This window comes from Pantoea sp. MHSD4 (assembly GCF_021043305.1).
Taxonomy (GTDB): Bacteria; Pseudomonadota; Gammaproteobacteria; order Enterobacterales; family Enterobacteriaceae; genus Pantoea; species Pantoea eucalypti.
Map to the genome: position 1 here is coordinate 49410 of NZ_JAJNDH010000010.1, position 16655 is coordinate 66064.

Genomic DNA, 16655 nt, shown 5'->3' on the forward strand with positions numbered 1-16655 from the left:
ATGTATGAGATTGTCCGGCGTAAAATTACGCCTGCAGTAAGGGATCTAAACCTTCGCGATTATCGAGTGCGAATAAGTCATCGCAGCCGCCAATGTGCTGCGCATCAATAAAAATCTGAGGCACGGTGGTACGGCCGCTACGCTTGATCATCTCTTCGCGTTTCGCCATGTCCCCATCAATAGGGATCTCCTGAAACGATACGCCTTTTTGCGTTAACAGCGCCTTCGCCCGATGGCAGTAAGGACAGGTGGCCTTGGTATACATTTCAACATTTGCCATGATCAACACCTCTGTATGATTATTTACCGCGGACTAATGGCAGATTTTCACCACTCCAGCCACTGATACCGTCTTTCAGCACTGAAACCTGCTCAAAGCCTGCAGCGCTCAGGTGCGCAGCAGAATCACCCGCGCTTTGTCCGGTTGCACATACCACAATTATGGGCTGCGCTTTGTGCTTTGCCAGTTCGTCGATGTTGCCTTTTTTAATCTCAGCGGCTGCCACATTTACAGCGCCTGAAATATGCCCTCTGCGGAAATCGTCGCGCGAACGCACGTCTACCACTACCGCGTCCTCTTTGTTAATCAGGCGGGTTGCTTCACCGCGGCTGATCGTTTTTACCTTAGAGAACATTCCTTTAACGGTAGTCACAATCACCAGAACGAGTAAAACGACCCATGCCAGACTCAGGATGGGGTGATTGCTTGCAAACTGCATAATTTCTTGCATGAGGGGTAACGACTCCAGACCGGGCTAATAAGCTAAAACAAGGGTTCTGAGTATACCTGCGCCACTTCGCATGTACAGATGCTATGCGGCCAGAGTATCGATTTGTGCGCCATTTTCCAAAAAAAGTGGCTGAATAGCAAAAATGGCGTAAGGCTTAATGTATGTCATTGCGAAAGTAGACATAACTGGAAAAGCAAATGCCAGTGGGGAGCACTGGTAAGCGGCGGTTCATCGTGGAATAATCATTGGCCTATGAAGGGAAAAACAACCGTTTCGCACACAAGGACCCGTCGCAACGGCGATAACCTGCCGTTGTTCATACACCTGTCCAGCCTCTCCCTTAGCCTGCTTTGTGCGGGGGCACTGTTATTGCCTGCCGCAGCCCAAAGTGCAGAAGACAGCAAATCTCAGCTGCAGTCCATCCAGCAAAACATTGCTGAGAAAGAGAAAAGCGTCAAAGCGCAGAAGGTGCAACGCAGCAAATTACTGGATCAGCTGCAAAGCCAGGAAAAAATCATCGCGCAGGCAAGCCGTCAGCTGCGTGACACCCGCAATAGCCTCAGCGCCCTGAATAGTGAGATCAAACAGCTCACCACCTCCATCGCCCGTCTTGAAAAACAGCAAACCCAACAGGAAAGCCTGTTATCCGAGCAGCTTGATGCGGCGTTTCGTCAGGGTAAGCACAACGGAGTACAGCTTTTGATGGGCGGTGAAGAGAGCCAGCGCAGTGAGCGTATTCTGGCCTATTTTGGTTATATGAATGCTGCCCGCCAGAAAAGCATTGAATCGCTGCAAAAGACGCGTCAGGACTTAAATCAGCAACGCGTCACACTTGAGCAAAAGCAACAGCAGCAGAAAGACTTACTGGCACAGCAGCAGGGCCAGCAGCAGAAGCTGCAACAGGCGAGCGAAGCACGTAAAAAAACCCTGACGTCGCTGGAAAGCGCGCTGGAAAAAGATCAGGCCGATCTGGTCGAGATGCGCCAGAATGAAAGCCGTCTGCAGGATAAAATCGCCCGGGCGGAACGTGAGGCGCGCGAGCGTGCAGCCCGCGAAGCGCGTGAGGCTGAAAAAGTGCGTCAGCGTCAGGCGCAGGCGAAAGCCAAAGGCTCCAGCTATCAGCCGACCCAGAGCGAACGCGAACTGGTGGCGCGTACTGGTGGGCTCGGTCGTGCGGGCGGTCAGGCGTTGTGGCCGGTTCGCGGACGCATTGAACATCGCTTTGGTGAACAACTACAGGGTGAACTTCGCTGGAAAGGCCTGGTAATTGATGCGCGGGAAGGTACCGAGGTGAAAGCTATCGCCGATGGCCGTGTGCTGATGGCCGACTGGTTACAGGGCTACGGTCTGGTGGTGGTGCTGGAACACGGTAAAGGTGATATGAGTCTGTATGGCTACAACCAAAGTGCGCTGGTGAGCGTGGGTACGCAGGTGAAGGCAGGACAGCCTATTGCACTGGTGGGCACCAGTGGTGGCCGCGGTACCCCATCGCTCTATTTTGAAATCCGACGTCAGGGACAGGCCGTCAATCCACTCCCGTGGTTAGGAAAATAAGTTTTGCTGCAACGTCGAAAACTCCCCGTTCTGATGAGCGCCCTGCTGTTCTGCTCCGCTGCGCAGGCGGGCAAACTGTCCATTGTCATTGATGATGTTGGCTATCGCCCTGCAGAAGAGAACAAGGTCCTGCAGATGCCCCAGGCTATTTCAGTAGCGGTATTACCCAACGCACCCCATGCCCGTGAAATGGCAATTAAAGCGCATCAGGGGGGTCACGAAGTGTTGATCCATCTGCCCATGGCGCCGCTGAGCAAACAGCCGCTGGAAAAAGATACCTTAACGCCGGAGATGAGCAGCGAAGAGGTCGCCCGCATCATGCGCAATGCGGTTAACAACGTGCCTTATGCCGTGGGTCTGAACAATCATATGGGCAGCAGGATGACCTCAAGCCTGCCCGGTATGCAGAAGGTGATGCAGGCGCTGAACCACTATAATCTCTACTTTCTTGATAGCATGACCATCGCCAATAGTCAGGCTATTCCTGCCGCTCAGGGTACCCAGGTCAAAGTGTTAAAACGCCGGGTCTTCCTTGATGACAGCCAGGATATCAACGCCATCCGCCAGCAGTTCAGTCGGGCGGTAAAGCTGGCGCAGCGCGATGGGTACGCCATTGCCATTGGGCATCCTCACCCTAACACCGTACGGGTGCTGCAGCAGATGTTACCCACGCTGCCAGCCGACATTACGCTGGTTCGCCCCAGCGAGCTATTGAACGAATCTCTTCACAACAACGCACGGACGCCTGTGGCACCGACAAAACCGGTGACGCCACGCTTCCGGCCTGCCGACATATGTAAACCGAAGCAGCCGCTGACGCCGGTTCCGGCGACCAGAGCCTTGACGGTCATTGCCGAAAGTGTGAATAACAGTCCGCTGTTTAAGACGCTGAAAAATCTGTTCTGAATTTGCCATGAATGCTAAGTGCTGAGCTTAGCGTTCATTTATGCACAGAAATTACTATAATCCTGGGTCGGGCAATAACGGGCTTTGCGGGAACAGTGTAGGGATGACGATTAATAAACAAAAAATCCTGCTGCTGGACAACGGCAGAGAGTGGGGCGGCGGCACCAACAGCATGCTGGAGCTGTTGAAACGTATCGATCGTCAAAAGTTCGATATTACCTGCTGCTTCTATCACAACTACAGCCGTGGCAACGACGAAACCATCGAAGCCACGCTGAATGCGCTGGCTATTCCGGTCTTTTTTATTCCGCAAATCAGGCAACCACGCTGGGCCAAATTTATAAAAGAAGCCGCACGGGCGCTGCTGTTTTTCAATAAAAAACTCAGGAAACGCACCATTGATAAAGTTGATACACACTGGCGCATTATGCCTAATGCCATCAAAATCAATTCATTGCTGCAACTGGGGAAATTTGACACGCTCTACATGAATAACCAGCCCAGCACCAATGTGGAAGGTTATCTGGCGGCGCGCAGCCTGCCGGTAGCGGTGGTTCAGCACTGCCGTATCGATCCGGTTCTGGAACCGCGGCTGGTTAACATGGTTAATCAGGATTGTCAGGCGGTCATTGCCGTGTCACAGGGTGTTAGTGACACCTTACGCCGCCATGGCGTGGAAGCGGAGCGCTGTTTTACCGTCAGTAATGCTATCGATATCCACCAGCCTCTGCCCAGCCGTCTTGACGTACGCCAGCGTTTTAAACTCTCTCCGTCGACCTTTGTGTTTGGCACGATCGGCTCCCTGATATTACGTAAATCTAATCACCACATTCTGCAGGCTCTGGGCCGTTTTAAACGCGCCAACCCCGATGCAGACTGGCGAATGATGATTGTCGGAGCGGGCCCGGAGCTTCAGCATCTGTTGCAACTGGCTACCGCAGAGAACATCCAGCATCACGTGGTCTTTACGGGCTTCCAGAACAATGCGATGGATTACCTTACAACCTTTGATACCTTTATTCTTGCCTCACGCAGTGAAGGCTTGCCACGGGTTGTGCTGGAGGCGATGCTGGTAAATACCACCGTCGTGGGCTCCCGCGTAGTCGGCACTGCCGAATTGATCAGTCATGATGAAACCGGGTTGCTGTTTGATTATGGCAACGTGGTGCAACTGACACAGCATCTGACTGCGCTGTGGCAGGATGCGGAGTTACGTCAGCGCCTGACCAATGCGGCAGCGAAACGCGTACGTGAACAGTACGCTATAGAAACCTATATCAGCGGCGTCGAGAATATTTTGCAAAGCGTCGCCAAAAAGAAACCTCATGCTTAATTTTTTGAATCCCCGTTACCGTCATATCAGAGCGCGCCATAACCTGCCTTATTCGAATAGAGCGGTTCAGGGCACTGTGCCGGTCACGTCTGTCGTGATTCCCTGCACTGGCGCGGACTATATTGAAGAAGCCCTGCTCAGTGCTGATTTTGCGGCGCGCTTTGCGACAGAAGCAGAAGAGATTGTGATAGTCAGCGATCAGCCCACTCACGCCTTTGGCAGCCTGCCCGTAAAAACCCGCGTGGCAACGCTGGATGTCCCACACCGGGAAGAGAGCTACCGTTACAAACAGATCTATCGCAGCCGTTTAATCAAATTGCAGGCGCCCCTGCAGGCAAAAGGCGACGGCATTCTGATGATCGATTCCGACCTCAATCTGCTTAAGATGCCTGAAATCATGATGGGTCCAGGCCATCTTTACTCCAGTTTTCGTCAGGGGAAAATGATTGCCAAGCTGGAGGGAGCGCCGGATGAAGCGATTCCCGCCTATTATCCGCATAGTATCAGGCCCTATCTGACAGACCACGTTAACGGCGCTTACCTGGCTGCTACGCGAGAAGTCTGGCAGCGTATTTCACCGCTGTGGCTGACGCTGTTTAATGATACCTGGAATTTAATGAACGACAGCCAGCCGCCTACCGATCAGCTCCCGCTGGCGGTGTTACTGGACATGCTGGATATTAAAACCGTCAATCTGGGGGAATGGGCTAACTGGCCAGTCTCGAAGAAAATTGGCGGACAGTCGGCGGTGATCCCACCTGAAGTGGTTGGCGCTCACGGCGGATTCCCGTTGTCGGAATGGCAAAAATACCTGACCGATCCGCAACAGCCGCTGAACTTTAAAGGCCAGGACTATACGCGTAAAGTCCGCTACCTGACCGATGAAGAGAAAAAGCAAGGCTAATCAGGCGGCCGCCCCGGCGGCCGTTGTTTTAATTCCAGTTCAGTATCACCTTTCCCGAACGTCCTGAACGCATCTCATCAAAGCCCTGCTGGAAATCGTCAATGCCAAAACGATGGGTAATCACTGGCGTTAAATCAAGACCGGACTGGATCAGTGCTGCCATCTTGTACCAGGTTTCAAACATTTCGCGGCCATAAATTCCCTTGATAAAAAGCCCTTTGAAGATCACCTGATTCCAGTCGATCGCCATTTCACCCGGCGGAATGCCCAACAGTGCGATGCGCCCGCCGTGGTTCATCACCTCCAGCAGGCTACGAAACGCAGGCGGTGCACCGGACATTTCGAGACCGACATCAAACCCTTCCGTCATACCCAGTGAATGCATCACATCCCGCAAGTTCTCATTCGCCACATTGACCGCACGCGTGACACCCATTTTCCGCGCCAGCTCCAGGCGGTACTCATTGATGTCCGTGATCACAACGTTACGTGCGCCGACATGGCGACAGACCGCTGCAGCCATAATGCCAATTGGGCCTGCGCCGGAGATCAGCACATCCTCGCCGACCAGATCAAACGACAGTGCGGTATGTACGGCGTTGCCGAAGGGGTCGAAGATTGCCGCCAGCTCATCAGAAATATTGTCGGGTATTTTGAACGCATTGAAGGCCGGAATGACCAGATATTCCGCGAAGCACCCCTGGCGGTTAACGCCCACGCCCATCGTATTCCGGCATAGATGCGTGCGTCCAGCGCGGCAGTTGCGGCAGTGCCCACAGGTGATATGCCCCTCACCTGAGACCCGATCGCCAATCGTAAAGCCTTTCACTTCCTGTCCTGTCGCAACCACCTCACCCACATATTCATGACCGACAATCATCGGTACCGGGATGGTTTTGCGTGACCAGTCATCCCAGTTATAGATATGGACATCGGTGCCGCAGATGGCGGTTTTACGAATTTTAATCAGCAGATCATTATGACCGGGCTCAGGAACCGGCGCATCGGTCACCATCCAGATGCCCTCTTCCTTCTTCAGTTTGGCGAGTGCTTTCATGACGGACTCCTCAGGCGATGACGCCCAGTTGTTTGCCGATGCGGGTAAAGGCCGCCACCGCACGCTCCAGTTGTTGCTGGGTGTGCGCCGCAGAGATTTGGGTGCGAATGCGTGCCTGACCTTTTGGCACCACCGGATAGAAGAAACCGGTCACGTAGATACCTTCCTGCTGCAGCAGGTGGGCAAACTGCTGGGCGACGCTGGCTTCACCCAGCATCACCGGAATAATGGCGTGGTCGGCACCGGCCAGCGTAAAGCCCGCGGCCGTCATCTGCTCCCGGAAGTAACGGGCGTTATCCCACAGACGCTGACGCAGCCCATCGCCTTCGCTGAGCAGATCCAGCACCCGCAGCGAGGCAGCTACAATAGCCGGGGCAAGTGAGTTGGAGAACAGATAAGGACGGGAGCGCTGACGCAGCCACTCCACTACTTCAGCTTTTGCTGCAGTGTAGCCTCCGGACGCGCCGCCCAGCGCTTTACCCAGCGTGCCGGTAATGATGTCGACCCGACCCATGACGTCGCAATATTCATGGGTTCCGCGTCCGGCATTCCCGACAAAGCCCACCGCATGGGAGTCATCCACCATCACCAGCGCGGAGAACTCATCTGCCAGATCGCAGATGGCGGGCAAATTCGCAATCACCCCATCCATAGAGAAGACGCCATCAGTTGCGATCAAAATATGACGGGCACCTTTATCGCGCGCTTCCTGCAGACAGGCGCGCAACTGCACCATGTCATTATTGGCATAGCGATATCGCTGCGCTTTGCACAGCCGGACGCCATCAATAATGGAGGCGTGATTCAACGCGTCGGAAATTATTGCATCCTGGGCATCAAGCAGGGTTTCAAACAGGCCACCGTTGGCATCGAAACAGGAGGAGTAAAGAATGGCATCCTCCATGCCCAGAAAATCTGCCAGCCGCTTTTCCAGCTGCTTATGACTATCCTGGGTGCCGCAGATAAAGCGCACCGACGCCATGCCAAAACCATGCGAATCCATCCCCGCTTTCGCCGCCTGAATCAGCGCCGGATGGTTCGCCAGACCTAAATAGTTATTGGCGCAGAAGTTAATCACTGCCGGATCGCTGCCCACTGCGATCTCCGTCTGCTGGGCAGAGGTGATGATCCGCTCCTGTTTAAACAGTCCTTCCTGACGTGCATCATCAAGTTGCTGACGAAGTTGTTGATAAAATTGCGCAGGCATCATTGCTCTCCTCAGATGGCAAAAATCTGGCATATCTTACTGAACAGGCCGCTTCTTCACGATAAATCGCCCAACAGAATGTCATTTTTGCAGCATAGTTCACGCCGCGCGGATGTACACACAAAGCGTTACAGAGTCATCTGGCTGTCTGCACCCTGATGAAATGTTATGATGTGAGGTATTCGTGTGTGAAACCTCCTGTTTCACCCCACAACGTTGAAGGTAACAACATGATTATCGTAACTGGCGGCGCAGGAATGATTGGCAGCAACATCGTCAAAGCGCTGAACGATCGCGGTCACACCGACATTCTGGTGGTGGATAATCTGAAGGATGGCACCAAGTTTGCCAATTTAGTCGACCTGGATATCGTCGATTACATGGACAAAGAAGAGTTCCTGATGAGCGTAATGGCGGGCGATGATTTAGGCCCGATCGAAGCGGTATTCCATCAGGGTGCCTGCTCCTCCACCACTGAGTGGGATGGCAAGTACATGATGGAAAACAACTATCAGTACTCCAAAGAGTTGCTTCACTTCTGTCTTGAGCGCGAGATCCCGTTCCTCTACGCCTCTTCTGCTGCGACCTACGGCGGACGCAACGAGAATTTCATTGAAGAGCGCCAGTATGAGCAGCCACTGAATGTCTATGGCTACTCCAAAATGCTGTTCGACCACTATGTCCGCCAGATGCTGCCGGAAGCGAATTCGCCGGTGTGCGGCTTCCGCTATTTCAACGTCTACGGACCGCGTGAAGGCCATAAAGGCAGCATGGCAAGTGTGGCTTTCCATCTGAACACGCAGATCAGCAACGATGAAAATCCAAAACTGTTTGAAGGCAGTGACGGCTTTAAACGTGACTTCATTCACGTTGATGATGTGGCGGAAGTGAACCTGTGGTGCTGGGAAAATGGCGTCTCCGGAATTTACAACTGTGGCACAGGCCGCGCCGAATCCTTCCAGGAAGTGGCTGATGCGGTCCTGAAATTCCATCAGAAAGGCCAGATTGAGTACATTCCGTTCCCGGAAAAACTCAAAGGACGTTATCAGGCTTATACCCAGGCCGATCTCACTAAGCTACGCGCCGCGGGTTACGACAAGCCATTTAAAACAGTGGCCCAGGGCGTTGCTGACTATATGGTCTGGCTGAACCGCAACGCATAAAGGAAGCTGCTCCGGCGATGAAAATTCTGGTAATCGGCCCGTCATGGGTCGGCGATATGATGATGTCGCAAAGTCTCTATCGCACACTCAAGGCCGAACATCCGGATGCAGTGATCGACGTGATGGCACCTGCGTGGTGCCGTCCGTTGCTTTCACGCATGCCGGAGGTGAATCAGGCGCTGGCGATGCCGCTAGGGCATGGCGCACTGGAAATTGGTGAGCGTCGCCGTCTGGGAAAAGTGCTGCGCGCCAGTCACTACGACCGTGCTTATGTGCTGCCTAACTCCTTTAAGTCGGCGCTGGTCCCCTTCTTCGCCGGAATAAAACGCCGCGTCGGCTGGCGCGGTGAAATGCGTTATGGCCTGCTGAACGATTTGCGGGTGCTGGATAAAGCCGCCTTTCCGCTGATGGTTGAGCGCTACGTTGCGCTGGGCTACGACACGCCTGTTGCCTCGGCGGCGCAACTGCCACAGCCGCTGTTATGGCCGAAATTGCAGGTTGAAGAGCAGGAAAAGATTGAAACGGCTGCACAGTTTCAGCTTGCGGCGCCCCGTCCGATTATCGGTTTTTGTCCGGGCGCTGAATTTGGTCCGGCCAAACGCTGGCCACACTATCATTACGCCACGCTGGCGAGCCAGTTGATTGCTGACGGCTTCCAGATCGTGCTGTTCGGCTCTGCTAAAGATCGCCCGACAGGTGAAGAGATTATCGCTGCGCTGCCTGAAGCGGCGCGCGGCCATTGCCGTAATCTGGCAGGCGAAACCCAGCTGGAACAGGCGGTCATTCTGCTGGCGCAATGCCGTGCTGTGGTCAGCAACGACTCCGGACTGATGCATATTGCCGCGGCGCTGGATCGTCCACTCGTCGCGCTCTATGGCCCCAGCAGCCCTGACTTCACGCCGCCGCTGGCACGTCAGGCGCGCATTATTCGCCTGATTACTGGCTATCACAAAGTGCGCAAAGGCGATGCCGAACAGGGTTATCACCAGAGCCTGATCGATATCCAGCCTGAGCGCGTACATCAGACGCTGAGCGAACTGCTCGTGCCACAGGAGGTGCCATGCACGTCCTGATTGTTAAAACCTCTTCCATGGGCGATGTTCTGCATTCGCTCCCTGCTCTGACCGATGCAATGCATGCTATTCCCGGCATCCGTTTCGACTGGGTGGTGGAAGAGAATTTTGCGCAGATCCCTGGCTGGCATCCCGCCGTCGATAAGGTGTTACCGGTCGCGATTCGCCGCTGGCGCAAACACTGGTTTGGCAGTCAGCAGCGTGAAGAGCGCGTGCAGTTTAAGCGCGAGTTACAGTCACGTGAGTATGATGTCGTGATTGATGCGCAGGGGCTGATCAAGAGTGCCGCACTGGTCACCCGTTTATCGAAAGGGGTGAAGCATGGACAGGACAGCCGCAGCGCGCGTGAGCCGTTTGCCAGCTGGTGGTATGACGTCCGCCATGAGGTGAGTAAACGGCAGCACGCGGTTGAGCGAACGCGCGAACTCTTCGCCAAAAGCCTGGGCTATGAAAAGCCGCAACACCAGGGTGACTACGCAATTGCCGGGCACTTCCTGCATCATCTGCCCGCTGACGCACAGCATTACCTGGTCTTTCTGCATGCTACAACCCGTGACAACAAGCACTGGCCGGAATCACACTGGCGACAGCTGATTGAACTGATGCAGCCGAGCGGTCTGCGGGTGAAACTGCCCTGGGGTGCTGAGCATGAGCATCAACGTGCACTGCGGCTTGCAGAAGGATTCGGACATGTCGATGTGCTGCCTAAGCTGACGCTGGACGCGATAGCCCAGCAGCTGGCAGGCGCGCGGGCGGTGGTCTCGGTAGATACCGGATTGAGCCATCTGACGGCGGCACTGGATCGTCCCAATCTGACGCTGTATGGCCCGACCGATCCCGGCCTGATTGGCGGTTACGGGCAGAACCAACAGGCTCTGAGCGCCCCGAATCATCGTCTGGCGGAGCTGACCGCTGACTCGGTGGCAGAAAAACTGCAGGCCGTTATTACGGAAAACACGCCATGAACTATGTGTTGATCTACCTGCTGCTGCTGCCTTTCCGGGCGATTATGCGGCTGTTCTACCGGCCAACGGGTCGCAGCTTAATCATCCAGACGGCGAAGATCGGTGATTTTATCAATATCACCCCGATGCTGCGCGCGCTGGGTCAGTCTGAGCTGTTGATCAGCAAAGCGGTGGAGCCGCTGGCGCGTCACGATGACACAGTCAGCCGCTATTTTCTGATTGAAGACGCAAAGCGCAGCTTTTTTACCAAACTGAAGCTCGCGTTCACCCTGATGAACCGCTATGACAACGTTTATCTGGTGCAGCCAAATAGCGTAAACCTGTTCTTTGCCGCGTTATGCAACGCACCGAACAAGCAGTTTCTGCGCACCTATGTGCGTAAGTCCTACCATAAAACCTTCTATCGCAGCGCCAGCGGCATTGTCGACCACGCGAAGACAGATTTAACGCTCGACAGTTACCTGAAGCTGATTAACCGCGACTATCGCTATACCGATTTTCCCAAACATGCGACCTCGCCACTCTGGCAGCCGCCTGCGCCGCCCGCTGCGCTGCTGAATCCACGCAGCGGCATTAAAATAGGCATCAGTATTTCTGCCGGTAACAAGGCCAAGACGATTCCTGCCAGCATCTGGCAGCAGCTGATGACGTCGCTGTCTGACCTGCCCTGCACCTTTTATGTGTTTGGCCCGCCAGCCGAGCAGCCATGGCTGGATGAGTTACTGAGCCTGACCGGCCCAAAAGAGAATATTGTCAGTCTGATTGGTGAGCTAAAGCTGGAAGAGGTTCCCTGGGCCATTTCTCAAATGGATTTCTACATCTGCTCTGACTCTGGCAATGCCTATATTGCGGATGCGCAGCAGATCCCGGTGATCGTGCTTTATGGGCCATGTGATATCAGAGAACAGCGTCCGGTCCATAATGCACTGTTTATAGGACCGGAAAATATTGCTGCATCGTCGTTCATTTTTTCCGCTCCTTATAGGTTTGAGCAACCCGCTGAAAAATTATTCGAGCTGGATCATGATAAACTGACTAGAATACAAACGTTTATTACTCATAATCTGGAATAGTGAAGCGTAATGGCAATTACCCCTCTTACTGAGGCCGTTCAGCAAAGTCAGCTGCTGGTTAACACGCTTGCTGACACGGATGATAATCCGGTTCACGTTGCGTTTGGCATTAACCATGCCTACGCGCGCGGCCTGGGCATTACGTTGTTTTCACTTCTCAGCCATCATCCCGATACGGCTTTCCATGCCCATGTTTTCTCAGACTCGCTTCGCGATGAGGATGTGGAAAAACTGCGCTCGCTGGCCGCGGGCCACCGTCTGGCGATCACACTGCATATTTTTAGCAGTGCCTGGGTTGAGCAGCTGCCTTCCGTCGGACGTTATCCCAAAAGTATTCACTACCGCTTCCTGATCCCTGAAACCGTGGCGAGCTACAGCGATCGGGTGATCTATATTGATGCGGATACCCTGGTGGTGGGCGATTACTCTCCCCTGTTTACCCTGGATCTCACGGATTACACGCTGGCGGCCTGTAATGACACGCCGCGAGCGCGGCAGAATCAGTGCGCGAAGCTCGGGCTGAAGCATCATCACTATTTCAACTCCGGCTTTATGCTGATCAATATTCCGCGCTGGCTCGAAAGGCAGACCTCTGCGCGTATTACCGACGTGCTGGTGTCGCGGGGCGCTGAATTTGGCTTTCCCGATCAGGATGCGCTGAATATCGTGCTTCAGGATGAGATTCTGATCCTGCCGGACCGTTATAACCAGATTTACGACATCATCGCCAATAAAGTCTGGGACCACTCTACTGTGCCCACTGACACGGTGATGATTCACTACACCGGGAAATGCAAACCCTGGCATGCGTGGGCCGGCAGCGACCTTGCCCGGCGCTACTACGGCTATTACCAGCGCTCACCCTGGTCTGAACAACCGCTTGATTTGCCTGACAACTATAAACAGATAAAGCGATTTGCCCGCATTAAGTGGCATCAGAAGCAGTATGCCGAAAGCATGGGCTGGATGATGAAGTATGTCAGTCTCAAGTTCTTTAAGCAGAGCGAACAGTAGCGCACTCAGGTTTATCAGATTGATTCGGGCGCTGTTATTGCAGCGCCTGACTTTCCCGTCATTTATCCCACCTGCTGTTTGCCACGACCATTTATAAAAAGCCAAATGAACACCGGCATAATAATCTGTTTACCTTTAAGGCCTCATTGCGTAAAAAAAGCGCATATAGCGCATTATTGTTGTCGGGCGTGGTTTTTAGTAAAGCAGGGAAGCCACACCGTTTTATAATCATGCATTCCCTGATTTCATTCTGCTGATTTGGAAATGATTTATGACGAGGCAACGCCCTTTCGCAGTGAATATAACGCCGGTGCAGATATTGTCATGAGTACGTCTCCTCTGCTGAGTATCATTACCCCGATGTATAACGCGGGCAGCATGTTTGATGAGTTCATGCAGGCGCTACTGGCGCAGACGCTGACTGCGCTGGAAATCATAATTGTCGATGACGGTTCCACCGATGGCTCTGGCGAGCGTGCCGACCAGTATGCACAGCAGCATGCTCATATTCGTGTGATTCATCAGGAAAATGGCGGTGTATCGCGTGCCCGCAACGCCGGGCTGGCGATAGCCCGCGGGAAATATGTCACCTTTCCTGATGCGGATGACACCATGCAGCCCGATATGTATCAGACGCTGGTGACGCTGGCGGAAGCGGACAATCTGGATGCGGCACAGTGCAACGCCGAGTGGTTTTTCAAACATAGCCAGCGAGTAAAACCGCTGATTCCGCTGGATCGTTTGCGCAGCACACCGGTGCTGAGTGGGGCCGACTGGCTCAATACCGCGCTGAAAACCCATCGGTATATGCATGTGGTCTGGCTGGGAATCTATCGCCGGGAACTGATTGAGCAGCATCAGTTGCAGTTCGAACCGGGTTTGCACCATCAGGATATTCCCTGGACCACCGAGTTTATGTTGCTGGCAAAACGCGTGCGGTATACCGAAGCCGTACTCTATCGCTACTATATGCATGACGCCTCCATCAGCAATCGCAAACGCACTGGCGAGCGCAACGTTGAATATCAGCGTCACTACCTGAAGATTGCGCGACTGCTGGAAGAGCTTAACCATCGTTATCGTGACCGCGTGAAGATCTACCCGTCATTTCACTATCAGGTGACCCATGAAGCGCTCAGCGTTTGTCACAGTGTGAGACGCGAGCCTGACCCCCGCGCACGCCAGGCGATCATTGCCGACCTGTTCACAACCCGGACACACCTGCGCATGTTACGTAATGCCAGAGGCATTAAGCAGTGGTATCAGTTGCTGTTATGGCTGGCACGACTCTATCGCTGGCGTAATAAATAACCTTTGAGGCTGGCTTTATCCTAAAAAGGGTTTGCCCTACAATCGGCTCACTGAATTCTGAGAACTCTTGTTTATGGCCAGCCTGATTCCAGCAAACTTCTCTCCAAAAAATATATTACTGATTAAGCTGCGCCATCATGGTGACATGCTGCTCACAACGCCCGTCATCAATGCGCTTCATGAGCGTTATCCGCAGGCCAGCATTGACGTGTTGCTCTATAAAGAGACGCGTCCGATGCTGGAAGCGCATCCGGCTATCCGCCATTTGCACGTCATCGATCGCAAATGGAAGCAGGAGGGCACCTGGCGTAAGCTGGGCCATGAGCGTGCATTAATTCGCGCCGTGCGTGCCGCTCATTATGATCTGGTGATAAATCTGGCCGATCAGTGGCGCGCTGCTCAGATGACGCGGCTCTCTGCGGCACCCGTTCGCATCGGTTTTGCCTATAAAAAACGTGATAACGTGCTGTGGAGATGGTGTCATAACCGGCTGGTCCCGACACATAATCACAGCAAACTGCATACCGTTGAGCAGAATATGTCTGCACTGGCACCTCTCGGCATTAGCAGTGATCACGCACGCGTCTCAATGCACTACAGCGACGCTGACCAGCAAATTGTGCAGGCCAGACTGGCGGAACATCATGTCACCGCACCCTATATTGTGGTGCAGCCGACCTCACGCTGGGGCTTTAAATGCTGGGAAGAGGAGAGCGTTGCCGCCACGCTTGATCAACTGGCGCAGCCGGGCCGCAAAGTGGTGCTTACCGCCGGGCCGGACAAGCAGGAGCTGGCGATGATTAACCGTATCAGGGCGCTCTGTGTATCGCAGGATGTGGTTTCGCTGGCGGGTCAGTTCACGCTGCCGCAACTGGCGGCGCTAATCGATCACGCCCGGCTGTTTATTGGTGTCGACTCCGCACCGATGCACATGGCTGCCGCACTTGAAACCCCCTGTATTGCGCTGTTTGGTCCGACCAAGCTGCAGCACTGGCGGCCATGGGGCGACAACAATCATGTTATCTGGGCGGGCGATTATGGCCCGCTGCCCTCGCCCGATTCTATCGACACCAAAACTGACAAGCGTTATCTCTCGGCCATTCCGGTAAAGGATGTGGTCGCGGCAGCGAGGAGCTACCTGAATGAGTAAGTTACGGCTGGCGATTGTCCGGCAGAAATATCGCCCGGATGGCGGTGCTGAGCGCTTTATCTCACGCGCGCTGGAAGCGCTGGGCAGCGAACAGCTCGATCTCAATATCATTACCCGCAGCTGGCAAGGCACGCCCAATCCTGACTGGCATCTGCATATCTGTAATCCTTCAAAGTTGGGACGGGTATCCCGTGAGCGCGGTTTTGCCCGTGCAGCCCGCGCCTGCTGGGAGCGGGAAAAGTTCGATATTGTGCAAAGCCATGAGCGTATCGCAGGCTGTGACATTTTCCGCGCGGGTGATGGTGTGCATCGCGTCTGGCTGGAACAGCGCGCCCGCATCGTCTCATCATGGCAACGGCTGAGCGCAACGCTTAGTCCCTATCATCGCTATGTGCTGCAGGCGGAAGCCGAAATGTTTACCTCTCCGACGCTAAAAGCGGTGATCTGTAATTCAGAAATGGTAAAGCGCGATATTCTGCGCTGTTTCCCGCTCGACGCCGGAAAAATCCACGTTATTCATAACGCTATCGACGCCAGCCGTTTCCAGCCCGCCACGGAAACAGCTCGTCGCGCGATCCGTCAGCAACTGGGGCTGCCCGATGCCGCTACCGTACTGATTTATGTCGGCTCCGGCTTTGAGCGTAAAGGGCTGAAAGCGGCCATACAGGCGCTGGCCGCCAGCGATCGCTATCTGATTGTGGTGGGTCAGGATAAGCAGCTGCAACGTTATCAGCAGTTGGCAAATCAGCTTAACTGTCTGGACCGACTGCGCTTTGTCGGCGTACAGCAGGATGTACAACCCTATTATCACGCGGCGGATGGCCTTCTGCTGCCTACGCTCTACGACCCGTTCCCGAATGTGGTGCTCGAGGCGATGGCCTGCGGCTTGCCCGTGATTACCAGCACCGGCTGTGGTGGCGCAGAATTTATTACCGCTGGTCAGGAAGGCTTCGTCTGCGATGCATTGGATATCAGGGGGTTAAATCAGGCTGTTAATACAATACCGCCACTTTCCCTGGATTCACGAATGGGTGAGGCAGCACGGCGTAAAATTGAACCTTATGGCCCACAACGACTGGCGCAGTCACTGACTTCGCTTTATCAGCAGGTACTGGGTAGCAACTGACAATGTGGGATGAGTGCATGCGGGGTTTCTGATAACATGCCGTCATCTGATTTTAATCTGTTTTTAGACGCGAACCTGCTGTAACGGT

The 16655-nt window shown here is 54.1% G+C and carries 16 protein-coding genes; 12 read left to right on the forward strand and 4 right to left on the reverse strand.

The features are described 5' to 3' along the window. Positions 1–25: 25 nt before the first annotated feature. The gene (grxC, locus tag LQK91_RS20915) at positions 26–280 is read right to left on the reverse strand and encodes a glutaredoxin 3 (protein ID WP_008926942.1); all 255 of its coding nucleotides are present in this window, start codon (positions 278–280) and stop codon (positions 26–28) included. Between the two features lie 19 nt (positions 281–299). After that, positions 300–731 carry a rhodanese-like domain-containing protein gene (locus LQK91_RS20920; protein WP_003851285.1) on the reverse strand — a complete coding sequence of 144 codons (432 nt, stop codon included), beginning with the start codon at positions 729–731 and terminating at the stop codon, positions 300–302. 252 nt (positions 732–983) lie between these two features. On the opposite strand from LQK91_RS20920, the gene envC reads away from it, so the two are divergent. The 4 genes from envC to LQK91_RS20940 all read left to right on the forward strand — a co-directional run bounded on the left by envC (position 984) and on the right by LQK91_RS20940 (position 5428). Beyond that, positions 984–2285 (forward strand): murein hydrolase activator EnvC, encoded by a 1302-nt coding sequence (envC, locus tag LQK91_RS20925; protein ID WP_003851287.1) that lies wholly within the window; start codon positions 984–986, stop codon positions 2283–2285. A 3-nt stretch (positions 2286–2288) separates the two neighbouring features. Beyond that, on the forward strand, positions 2289–3191 hold the full coding sequence (locus LQK91_RS20930) for a divergent polysaccharide deacetylase family protein (protein ID WP_008926944.1): 903 nt from the start codon (positions 2289–2291) through the stop codon (positions 3189–3191). Between the two features lie 103 nt (positions 3192–3294). Then, positions 3295–4524, forward strand: a complete 1230-nt coding sequence (locus tag LQK91_RS20935) for a glycosyltransferase (RefSeq protein WP_105100106.1) — start codon at positions 3295–3297, stop codon at positions 4522–4524. Continuing rightward, on the forward strand, positions 4517–5428 hold the full coding sequence (locus tag LQK91_RS20940; protein ID WP_105100105.1) for a hypothetical protein: 912 nt from the start codon (positions 4517–4519) through the stop codon (positions 5426–5428). The genes LQK91_RS20935 and LQK91_RS20940 overlap by 8 nt, the downstream gene beginning before the upstream one ends. Before the next feature lie 28 nt (positions 5429–5456). Here the strand turns inward: LQK91_RS20940 and tdh are convergent, their stop codons facing one another. Then, a complete protein-coding gene (tdh, locus tag LQK91_RS20945) occupies positions 5457–6485 on the reverse strand; it encodes an L-threonine 3-dehydrogenase (RefSeq protein WP_105100104.1) in 1029 nt (342 codons plus the stop codon). Between the two features lie 10 nt (positions 6486–6495). Continuing rightward, on the reverse strand, positions 6496–7692 hold the full coding sequence (locus LQK91_RS20950) for a glycine C-acetyltransferase (protein ID WP_008926948.1): 1197 nt from the start codon (positions 7690–7692) through the stop codon (positions 6496–6498). 230 nt (positions 7693–7922) lie between these two features. Between LQK91_RS20950 and rfaD the strand changes: the two genes are divergently transcribed. The 8 genes from rfaD (at position 7923) to LQK91_RS20990 (ending at position 16567) form a co-directional block, all read left to right on the forward strand. Continuing rightward, the gene (gene rfaD / locus LQK91_RS20955) at positions 7923–8855 is read left to right on the forward strand and encodes an ADP-glyceromanno-heptose 6-epimerase (RefSeq protein ID WP_010258257.1); all 933 of its coding nucleotides are present in this window, start codon (positions 7923–7925) and stop codon (positions 8853–8855) included. Between the two features lie 17 nt (positions 8856–8872). Then, positions 8873–9928, forward strand: a complete 1056-nt coding sequence (gene rfaF / locus LQK91_RS20960; RefSeq protein WP_105100103.1) for an ADP-heptose--LPS heptosyltransferase RfaF — start codon at positions 8873–8875, stop codon at positions 9926–9928. Next, entirely contained in the window at positions 9916–10893 is a 978-nt protein-coding gene (rfaC, locus tag LQK91_RS20965) for a lipopolysaccharide heptosyltransferase RfaC (RefSeq protein ID WP_003851302.1), read from the forward strand. The genes rfaF and rfaC overlap by 13 nt, the downstream gene beginning before the upstream one ends. Continuing rightward, positions 10890–11966 carry a glycosyltransferase family 9 protein gene (locus tag LQK91_RS20970; RefSeq protein ID WP_003851304.1) on the forward strand — a complete coding sequence of 359 codons (1077 nt, stop codon included), beginning with the start codon at positions 10890–10892 and terminating at the stop codon, positions 11964–11966. Before rfaC ends, LQK91_RS20970 begins: the two co-directional genes overlap by 4 nt. 9 nt (positions 11967–11975) lie before the next feature. Then, complete coding sequence (locus LQK91_RS20975) at positions 11976–12980, forward strand: glycosyltransferase family 8 protein (protein WP_105100102.1); 1005 nt, start codon at positions 11976–11978, stop codon at positions 12978–12980. Positions 12981–13304: 324 nt separating this feature from the next. Further along, positions 13305–14291 carry a glycosyltransferase gene (locus LQK91_RS20980; RefSeq protein ID WP_225613919.1) on the forward strand — a complete coding sequence of 329 codons (987 nt, stop codon included), beginning with the start codon at positions 13305–13307 and terminating at the stop codon, positions 14289–14291. A 73-nt stretch (positions 14292–14364) separates the two neighbouring features. Then, complete coding sequence (rfaQ, locus tag LQK91_RS20985) at positions 14365–15441, forward strand: putative lipopolysaccharide heptosyltransferase III (RefSeq protein WP_003851311.1); 1077 nt, start codon at positions 14365–14367, stop codon at positions 15439–15441. After that, positions 15434–16567 (forward strand): glycosyltransferase family 4 protein, encoded by a 1134-nt coding sequence (locus LQK91_RS20990; RefSeq protein WP_003851312.1) that lies wholly within the window; start codon positions 15434–15436, stop codon positions 16565–16567. Before rfaQ ends, LQK91_RS20990 begins: the two co-directional genes overlap by 8 nt. Positions 16568–16655: the final 88 nt, after the last annotated feature.